Origin of the sequence: Marivita sp. (assembly GCF_051859345.1) — a bacterium.
Classification (GTDB): Bacteria; Pseudomonadota; Alphaproteobacteria; order Rhodobacterales; family Rhodobacteraceae; genus Marivita.
Genome location: NZ_JBHYFV010000004.1, coordinates 175,497 through 184,851 on the forward strand (window position 1 = coordinate 175,497; position 9,355 = coordinate 184,851).

The 9,355-nt window shown below is 59.3% G+C and carries 6 protein-coding genes, 1 tRNA gene and 1 pseudogene; 6 read left to right on the forward strand and 2 right to left on the reverse strand.

All coding sequences use genetic code 11. The annotated features are described in order from the left end of the window. Positions 1 to 17: 17 nt before the first annotated feature. Positions 18 to 101 (forward strand) — tRNA-Leu (locus tag ACTIEN_RS04875). Between the two features lie 297 nt (positions 102 to 398). Here ACTIEN_RS04875 and ACTIEN_RS04880 read toward each other — a convergent pair. Continuing rightward, complete coding sequence (locus tag ACTIEN_RS04880) at positions 399 to 1,406, reverse strand: LLM class flavin-dependent oxidoreductase (protein WP_439521986.1); 1,008 nt, start codon at positions 1,404 to 1,406, stop codon at positions 399 to 401. Between the two features lie 87 nt (positions 1,407 to 1,493). Next, a pseudogene (locus tag ACTIEN_RS04885) lies at positions 1,494 to 1,739 on the reverse strand (DUF3883 domain-containing protein); the annotation flags it as partial. Between the two features lie 350 nt (positions 1,740 to 2,089). On the opposite strand from ACTIEN_RS04885, the gene ACTIEN_RS04890 reads away from it, so the two are divergent. The 5 genes from ACTIEN_RS04890 to ACTIEN_RS04910 form a co-directional block, all read left to right on the forward strand. Next, positions 2,090 to 4,600, forward strand: coding sequence for a cation:proton antiporter (locus ACTIEN_RS04890; RefSeq protein WP_439521987.1), 2,511 nt, complete (start codon positions 2,090 to 2,092; stop codon positions 4,598 to 4,600). Positions 4,601 to 4,906: 306 nt separating this feature from the next. Beyond that, positions 4,907 to 5,542, forward strand: a complete 636-nt coding sequence (locus tag ACTIEN_RS04895) for a LysE family translocator (protein ID WP_439521988.1) — start codon at positions 4,907 to 4,909, stop codon at positions 5,540 to 5,542. Positions 5,543 to 5,723: 181 nt separating this feature from the next. After that, entirely contained in the window at positions 5,724 to 6,545 is an 822-nt protein-coding gene (locus tag ACTIEN_RS04900) for a hypothetical protein (RefSeq protein ID WP_439521989.1), read from the forward strand. Further along, on the forward strand, positions 6,542 to 8,641 hold the full coding sequence (locus tag ACTIEN_RS04905; protein ID WP_439521990.1) for a hydantoinase/oxoprolinase family protein: 2,100 nt from the start codon (positions 6,542 to 6,544) through the stop codon (positions 8,639 to 8,641). The genes ACTIEN_RS04900 and ACTIEN_RS04905 overlap by 4 nt, the downstream gene beginning before the upstream one ends. Further along, positions 8,638 to 9,355, forward strand: a 718-nt coding sequence (locus ACTIEN_RS04910) for a hydantoinase B/oxoprolinase family protein (RefSeq protein WP_439521991.1), incomplete at its 3' end; no start/stop codon positions are given. The genes ACTIEN_RS04905 and ACTIEN_RS04910, both read left to right, overlap by 4 nt.

Below are 9,355 nucleotides of genomic sequence, written 5' to 3' on the forward strand. Positions count from 1 at the left end.
CTACTGACCAGCGCAATGCGGGTGTGGCGGAATTGGTAGACGCACCAGATTTAGGTTCTGGCGCCTTTGGCGTGGGGGTTCGAGTCCCTTCACCCGCACCAAAAATCAGTTGGCCAAGGCTCTGTTTTTCAATTATTTCAAGCGCATAGCGTCCTTCCTTAGACTCAATTCGGGACACACTGAGGACACGCGCAATGGGAATGACGATGAAGCTACAGTACGTTGATGAATTCTTGGGGGGCCGCAAGAGGTTCCGCTGCCGCTAGCCCAAGGTTTTCAGGGAGACTATCTTCAGGGTCCAATGGCCCTGACGCGGCCTCTCAGGCAATAATGAAACACCCACACACCGTGACCAAGGTTCCCCGTCGCCATAGATGACCGCTTTGATCTGCACCGTTTCAAGAGGCCACAACTTCTTCGGTCAGGTCTGCCAGAACATCCGCGGCAATTTCGAACGAGCGGACCCGCGCCGCGTGGTCGTGGATCATGCCGGTCACCATGAGTTCGTCGGGGTGATAAGTGTCGATGATGTTGCGAAGCTTCTGTCTGATGGTCGAAGCCGAACCAGTGGCGGAACAGGACAGGGCTTGTTCCACCTGGGCCATGACCGGAGCCGGTATCTCCCGGTCCAGGTGATGCGTCGGGTGAGGCAACTTTCCCGGCCGGCCTGTTCTCAGCCGCGCAAATGCGAGAAATTGCGAGGAGCGCAGGAACGATGCCTCCGCATCGGTTGCAGCCGCGCAAACACCCGCCGCCATCATCACATGGGGTTTCTCCAGTTGGTCAGAGGGTTGGAAGGTGCTGCGATAGATCGCCAACGCCTGTTCGAGCATGTCCGGCGCGAAATGCGACGCAAAAGCATAGGGCAACCCGAGCCAGGCGGCCAGTTGCGCGCCGTAAAGGCTTGAGCCCAGGATCCAGACCGGAACATGGGTGCCTGCGCCAGGAATGGCGCGCACGGGCGTGGCGTCGGAGCTGTCTCCGAAATAGCTGATCAGTTCCTGCACATCCTGCGGGAAGCTGTCCTCGGGTGCCATGTGCCGACGGAGCGCCCTCGCGGTGGCCATGTCGGTGCCGGGAGCCCGACCCAGACCCAAGTCGATCCGACCCGGATAAAGCGTTGCAAGGGTGCCGAACTGTTCGGCAATGACCAGCGGTGCATGGTTGGGCAACATGATGCCACCGGCACCGATCCGCATGGTGGATGTTGCCGAGGCCACATGGCCGATCACCACGGCGGTGGCCGCACTCGCGATGCCGGGCATGTTGTGATGCTCGGCCAACCAATAGCGGTGATACCCGAACCGTTCGGCGGCACGGGCAAGGTCGACTGTGGCGGCCAGCGCATCGGCGGCGCTTTTGCCTTCTGGGATGGGCGACAGGTCGAGAAGCGAGAATTTCTGCATGGCAATCTCCGTTGACCACCAGCTAATCATTTCGAGCGGTCAGGCCAAGGTCTTGATGTTTGTGATTGAATGCACATGGCTGCTTCGTCATTGAAAGCCTGCCTTGAACGCAGTGGCCGTCAGAGACACATGCGCATCCAGAGGCGGGCGCAATTCGCAAGCCTTTGGCGTTCGCGCGAACTCATGGAGCCGAAAAAAAATGTACCAGTTCTCCCGTCGCTCGTCCGCAACAGCCAATTCGTTGCGCGCGATGTAGAACGGCGTGCGCTTCCAGCCGTTGGTCGTTTTCACCGCGACAAGGCGGTCCTGGCCATCTGGGGTGAAACTTGTAATTTCAGACCAGCAGCAATCGAAATTGTCACTGAGAACTGACCCATGTGGAACCTTGCCCCTGACGGGATTTGTCGGGGGGTATTGGAGTGATCGACATGGAATTATTGAGCGTCATTCGACGTTGGGCGTCGTTGGACAAGATGCCCATCCGCGATACGGGAAGGTGTGCGCTGACATGAATCAAGGGTGATCGACGACGTTGTCAGGACCGATGGCCATGACGAAGTCTTGCCTTGAAATTCGGTCCGTTTTGCATGCGCCGCCCGTAACTTGGTCAATATTTCCGCTCGGGACACCAGCCCATGCCATTTTCCCGATGCGACGAGCGAACAACATGTTAATTCAATAACATGGACATTGTTCTGATCACGACCGTCATAGCCTCGCTGTTCCTCGTCATAGGGGTGGCAGAGCCGTTGGCGGCGCGGTTGCGTCTGCCCTACAGTGTGATCCTGGCGAGCATCGGCGTTCTGATCGGTGTCGGCGCGATATTCTTCCTGCGGACCGAGTTGACCGATGCTCTCAACCCGGTGGCCGAGGCGATCCTTGGTCTGCCGATCCGGTCCAACGTCTTTCTCTACGTCTTTCTGCCGACGCTGCTGTTCCAGGCGACGCTGGGGATGAACCTGCGCCGGATGCTGGATGACTGGGTTCCCATCCTCGTGCTTGCGGTTGTGGCCGTGGTCGTGGCGACACTGAGTGTGGGCTATGCGCTTGCTTCGGCCAGCGCGCTGCCGCTGGCCGCGTGTCTTCTGATCGGGGCGATCGTGTCCACCACAGATCCGTCGGCGGTGGTCTCGATCTTTCGGTCGATCTCGGCACCGCGCCGGCTCGCGCGGATCATCGAGGGTGAAAGCCTGCTGAACGATGCAGCGGCCATTGCGCTTTTCGGTCTGTTCATGGGGTTCGTGATGCTGGGTGTGCCGGACCCGAACCTCGGGGATGCGCTGGCCCGGTTCCCGCTGCTGATTTTCGGGGGTGCACTCACGGGGTGGTTGGCGGCGCGGATCGCAGTTTGGGTCATGGCGCTGTTCAGCCGGCACGAACTTGCGCAGATATCGATCTCTGTCGCGCTGCCTTACCTTGCTTATATCGGCGCCGAGCAGAGCGTCGGAGCATCTGGCGTCATCGCGGTTGTTGCCGCCGGACTGACGCTGAACCTGACCGGACCGGGACGCTTGCCGCCGCAGGCATGGACAAACCTGCGCGAACTTTGGGACGTGCTGGCGCATTGGGCCGGAGCCCTGATCTTCATCCTTGCAGCGCTGCTGATCCCGCGGCTTCTGGAAGAGGTGCGGGTCGCAGATTTCGTGCTTGTCGGCGTGGTGATCCTTGCTGCGATCGCCGCGCGCCTGGTGATCCTCTTTGGCCTTCTGCCGTTGTTGACGTTGCTGAAACTCTCCCCTGCGGTCGAGCGACCCTACCGGGTCGCGATCCTCTGGGGCGGTTTGCGAGGAGCCGTGACGCTGGCATTGGCGCTTGCGGTGACCGAGAGCTTCCGCGTGCCCGATGGCATCCAGCGCCTTGTCGGCATCCTTGCGACCGGCTTCACGCTTTTCACGCTGATCGTGCAGGGTACGACGCTGCGCTGGATCATCGGTCGGCTTGGTCTTGACCGGCTGTCGCCCATCGACGAGGCGCTGTCGCGTCAGGTGGTCGCCGTCGCGTTGCAGACGGTGCGTGAGGACGTGGCGCGCACCACCGAGAACTACGAACTCAGTCATGATATCGTCCGGTCCGAAGCCAAGCGTTTCGGTGAGCGTCTGGACGACGCCGTAAAGACGGCCGAGGACAGTGCGGATATTCAGGACCGCGATCGGATCACGTTGGGCCTGATCGCCCTGGCCGGGCATGAACGCGACACGATCCTTGCGCGGGTGCGCGAAAGGACGATTTCGGGCCGCATGGCCGAACAGGTGATATCGGACGCCGATCGCCTGATCGAGGGGGCGCGCTCTGGCGGGCGAAGCGGCTACAACCGCGCCGCCCGTCACAGCGTTGCCTACGGGCGCGCATTCCGTGCCACAGGCTTCATTCACAGCCGATTGCGCCTGTCCGGCCCACTGGCCATCATAACCGCGAACCGGTTCGAATTGCTCTTGTCGCAGCGTCTGGTCCTGCGGGATCTGGGGGCCTTCATCGATGGCCGCATCCGCCGCATTCATGGACGCCGGGTGGCAGAACTCTTGCGCGAGTCGTTGTCGCGTCGGATCGATTCCGTTGAAACCGCCCTTGAAGGCCTTCGCCTGCAATATCCGGGCTATGCAGAGGAGCTGGAGCGGCGGTTTATCCGCCGGACGGCGCTGCGGTTGGAAGAGCGCGAATACACAACCATGCGGGAGGACGGCCTGATCGGAGCGGAGGTCTACACCAAGCTCATGGAAGGTCTCGACCTGCGCCGTGCAGCGGCCGAGGATCGCCCGCAATTGGATATCGCATTGCAACGCATTGATCTGGTGCGCCAGTTCCCGCTTTTTTCAGGCTTGGCAGAGGCAGATTTGAAACGGCTGAGCCGCGTCCTCAAAACGCGTTACGTCAATGCTGGCGACCTCATTATGCGCAAGGACAACACTGCAAAAAGCGTGTTCTTCATCGCCTCAGGTGCGGCAGAATTGGAAACGGCTGGCCAAACCTGGCGACTTGGGCGCGGAGAGATGTTTGGCCAGATGGCGATCTTGATGAAGAACATTCGCAAGACCGAGGTGCGTGCGATTGCGCCTTCGACCCTTCTTGAACTGGACGAGGTCCGGTTTCGCCGATTGTTGGGACGCAGTAGCGCCTTGAAAGACGCGGTCCACGCCAGCGCCGAGAAACGCGGTATTGAGCCTGGGGATTTGTTCGATGATCACGACGTCACTTGACGGGAAGTCGCGCCGCGTCGAACGCGGGCTTAATTCCTATGAGGTTGCGGATCGCAGCCATTTTGCGGGGATCCCTTCCGGCGCCTGCTGGGGCAAAAACACGGCAAAAGGCGTGTAAATGCCGAAGTCCAAAGGGGGATCGGATTGGCCATTGCTTACGGCAAGCACAACCCTCTTTTGTGCGGCACCTGGCACAAGACAGCTGTTGGAAGCAGGGTCTCTGGCACATGGACAGCCCGCTCCCAAATGCTATACCGATACATCGGAACCGTGGCTTGCAATAAAAGCACCCAAGTTATGTAGGAAGTGCCGACTTTGCCGGAACTGGACGTTCTTTCTGTTTTCTTCCTGGCGGCCGTCGCGCTCGGTTTCGTTCCTGGTCCGGACAATATCTTTGTGCTGACCCAGTCAGCGCTCTATGGGCGATTGCCTGGCTTGGTTGTGACGCTGGGGCTCTGCACGGGATTGCTCTTTCACACGGTTGCAGTCGCATTTGGCGTCGCGGCGATCTTCTCTACCTCCGCAATCGCCTTTACCGTGATCAAGCTGTTCGGAGCCGCCTATCTTCTTTACCTCGCATGGCAAGCGTTCAAGGCAAGCACCTCCAGGATCTCTTCCGAAGAGGGTTCCCAGCCCAGCCTGTCACAGTTGTATCGCCGCGGTATCGTGATGAATATCACCAATCCCAAAGTGGCGATTTTCTTTCTGGCGTTCCTGCCGCAATTCGCCGATCCCTCGGTCGGTCCGCTCGTTCCGCAACTCCTTGGCCTCGGCTGCATTTTCATCTTGGCGACGATACTCGTCTTCGGACTTGTGGCTTGGGGCGCCGGGTTTCTTGGCGAATGGCTTAAGGGATCCCCGACTGCACAGCTAGTTCTGAACCGTGTTGCAGCATTTGTTTTTGTCGCCTTGGCCGTCAGATTGGCAGCGACCCAGAGGTAGCGATTGGCCAAACGCAATGGTGCCGAACCGCATTGTTGGTTTCGTCCTTGTCTCGCAGTGACCTCAATAAGAAAATTCTTGATCAATAAAAAAGTTTTAGATTGGACGGTTGGGCCCAGAGCATAGTCCCATGCCTTTACCGAGTGGATATCGCCCGCTCTTCTATCTTGAGGCAAACTCAATGGATGACAGCTTTCGCCATCTCGCCGGAGACCTGATGTGGCTATCTCGCAAACGCCTCGCTGAGGCGGTGCAGGGGGTGAAGATGCTGCTCAATGAGTTTCAAGGCTGCGGCATCGTCGTGCCGTCTGAGCGCACTGATCATGCTGCGATGTTCCGTCTCAATAATGTCCGTCTTGCCGATGCCCATTTGCAAAGAAAGCATCGCGATCCTTGTGAGATTGGCTTCAAGACTGTTGAAAACCTGAACAAGCACCGTGTTTCCTGCCGCTCCAACAATCGCTTGATGAAAACGCCGGTTCAGTTCTGCACAAACAAGCAGATCGGACGCGGATTTCGCCTCATGCTCATCGCAAATGGCATCCAGTTCAGGTGGAACCGGAAGCGCCTTTCTTCAAATGGACGACGCGGCATGACTTTCGATCATCAAACGCACATCATAGACATCCCGCAATTCGGCGGCGGACAGGGACTTCACAAGAGCGCCCCGTCTGGGGTGCAGTTCCAAAAAGCCCTCGGCGGCCAACCTGTTCAAAGCCTCGCGGACGGGCGTGCGCGACACTCCGGCCATTTCGCAGACAAGCGCCTCTTCGATGAATTGACCGGATTCGAAATCCCGGCGCAGAATGCCGTTTCGAACAGCCTCATAGGCACGTTCTCGGGCGGTCATTACACTGCTTGGAGCGACATGTTGCTGCATTTTTCCTCTTCTGCAAATGACAGGCAAATTTCAGTGGGGTGCAATTTGATGCATTGCCTTCGCGATACAACGCGATTTTTATGTATACTTGACGTACACGCAAAAGGAGCCGCGCTTCAATGATGGATGGCCCGATCAGTGACGAAATGACCGCGCATTGGCGTGTGGGTGTCGATTCAGGAGGGACATTTACGGATGTTTGCCTGTTCGACGAAACATCCGGTCGCATTTCGGTGTGGAAGGTTTCCTCAACGCCGGACGATCCATCGCGTGGCATCGCCGCGGGCGTCGAAGAGGGGATGCGCCACTGTGATGGTGCGGTGGACATGCCTGCTGCGGGAATTTCCTATCTTGGTCACGGCACCACGGTGGCCACCAACGCGCTGATCACCCATCGAGGTGCCAAAGTGGGTCTTGTGACAACCGGCGGTTTTCGCGACCTGCTGGAAATCGGCCGACAGAAACGCCCCGATCTCTATGATCTGTTCGCCTCCAAACCGCCAACGCTGGTTCCGCGCGACCTGCGGTTCGAGGTGCCCGAGCGTGTGCTGCATACGGGCGAGGTCGCGGTTTCGCTGGATGAAGAGGCGGTGCGCCGTGCCGCGCATGGTTTGCGGGATGCAGGTGTCGGCGCTGTCGCGGTCTGTTTCCTGTATTCGTTTGTGAACCCGTTACATGAACAACTGGCATGCCGCATTCTTGCCGAGGAATTGACGGACGTCTTCATCTGCGCGAGCCATGAAATCGCCCCGGAGTTTCGCGAATTCGAGCGTCTGTCCACCGCGACCGTGAATGCCTATCTCGGCCCGATCATGCATCGCTACATCAGCCGACTGACACCGCGTCTTCAAGCGCTCGGGTTGTCGGCTGCACCGCATCTGACGCAATCGAATGGCGGAGTGGTGCGATTTGAAGTTGCCGCCGAAACACCGGTTCGCGCGGTTCTGTCAGGTCCGTCCACCGGAGTGGTCGCGGCGCAAGCCATCGGCAGGCAAGCTGGTTTTGACGACATCATCACCTTCGACATGGGCGGGACGTCGTCGGATGTTGCGCTGATGGCGGGTGGGCAAACCACCCGCACCAACGAAAGCACGGTGCATGGATATCCGATCAAGGCTCCGATGCTGGACATTCACACGGTTGGCGCTGGCGGAGGGTCGATTGCGACCGTCGACGCCGGGGGTCTGCTGAAAGTCGGTCCAGAAAGCGCCGGGGCAGATCCCGGTCCGGTCTGCTATGGGCTTGGTGCGACGGAGCCAACTGTCACCGATGCCAATATCGTGCTGCAAATTCTGAATCCGAACCACCTGTTGTCGGGCCGGATGGAGGTGCGTCGGGATCTGGCGCTCGAGGCGATCGGCCAGATGGCAGTGCAGCTTGGCATGGATGTGATGGACACCGCCCAAGGGATCATTTCGGTGGTGACCGCCAACATGGCCAAGGCCATTCGGGTGATTTCGGTGCAGCGTGGCCATGACCCGCGCGCCTATGCCTTGATGGCTTTCGGCGGGGCAGGGCCGCTTCATGCGGTAAGGCTCGCGCAGGAACTTGGCATGAAACGCGTCATCGTCCCGCGCAACCCCGGCATTCTCTGTGCCATGGGGCTTCTCTTGACCGACCTCAGAGCGGATTTTTCCACGACGCGCCTCGTGCCTCTGGAGGAGGCAAACCTGCCGTCCATCGTCGAGGCGGCAACACAGGTCGAACACGACGCATCAACCTGGTTTGAAACCGAAGCCATAGCCGCCGACCGACGCCGGATGACCCGACGGGTCGATATGCGTTATGACGGCCAGAACTACGAACTTTCTATCGCGATCCCCGAAGGACCGATCACGTCCGAGACCCTGAACAGGTTGCGAGACGGCTTCACCGAAGCGCATCGGCAGATGTACGGCTTTGCCGTCGAAGGCGAACGTATCCTCTGCGTAACGTTTCGGGCCGAGGCGCTTGGGGTTGTCCAGAAAGCGGATTTGCCCCGACGGGACGCCGGACCGTCCGATGCGACGGGCGCGATTGTGGGCCGGCGTGACGTCTGGTTCCCGGAAACCCGCAGCTTTACGGAAACCGCCAACCTCTCCCGCGATCTGTTGGCCTCGGGCATGATTTTTTCGGGCCCTGCGATCATCGAACAAATGGACACGACAACGCTGGTTCCGCCGGGGACCAAAGTCTGGGTCGATGAAATCGAAAACCTAATCCTGGAGTTGCCGGAATGAACGCCACACCGTCCTCTCAGTCGCTTGATCCGATCACGGTGGAAGTCATCGGCGCGGCCCTGTCCTCGATTGTCGAGGAAACCGGCGAAGCGCTTGTCCGGGCGTCCTATTCCACCAACATCAAAGAGCGGCGGGATTGCTCGACCGCGTTGTTCGACCGGGAAGGGCGCACCTTGTGCCAAGCGGAACATATTCCTGTTCATCTGGGCAGTTTCCTTGATTTCATTCCAATACTACTCGAAGGCCACGATGAAGACGCCATCCGGCCCGGCGACGTGTTCATCGGCAATGATGCCTATCGCGGCGGTGGAACACATCTGCCGGACATCGTCTTGGCCGAACCGATCTTCATCAACTGCGTCTTGTCGGCCTGGACCGTCAATCTGGCGCATCATTCCGATTTCGTGGACCGGGCGCATGCCCATATCTATCAGGAAGGCCTGCGGATTCCGCCCATCCGGCTTTATCGCGCCGGTGACTTGCAGACGGATGTGCAGGACCTGATCCTTCTCAACTGTCAGGTGCCGCGTGAACGCCTGTCTGATCTGCGCGCGCAGATGGCAGCCAACCGGGTTGGCGTCCATCGCTTTCAGGAACTGTGCGCACGGTATGGCGTGGAAACCGTGTTGGCGTCCGGGCAGGCGCTTCTGGATTATGCCGAACGCAAGATGCGCGCTGGAATTGCGGCCCTTCCTGACGGCCAGTGGCGGTTCG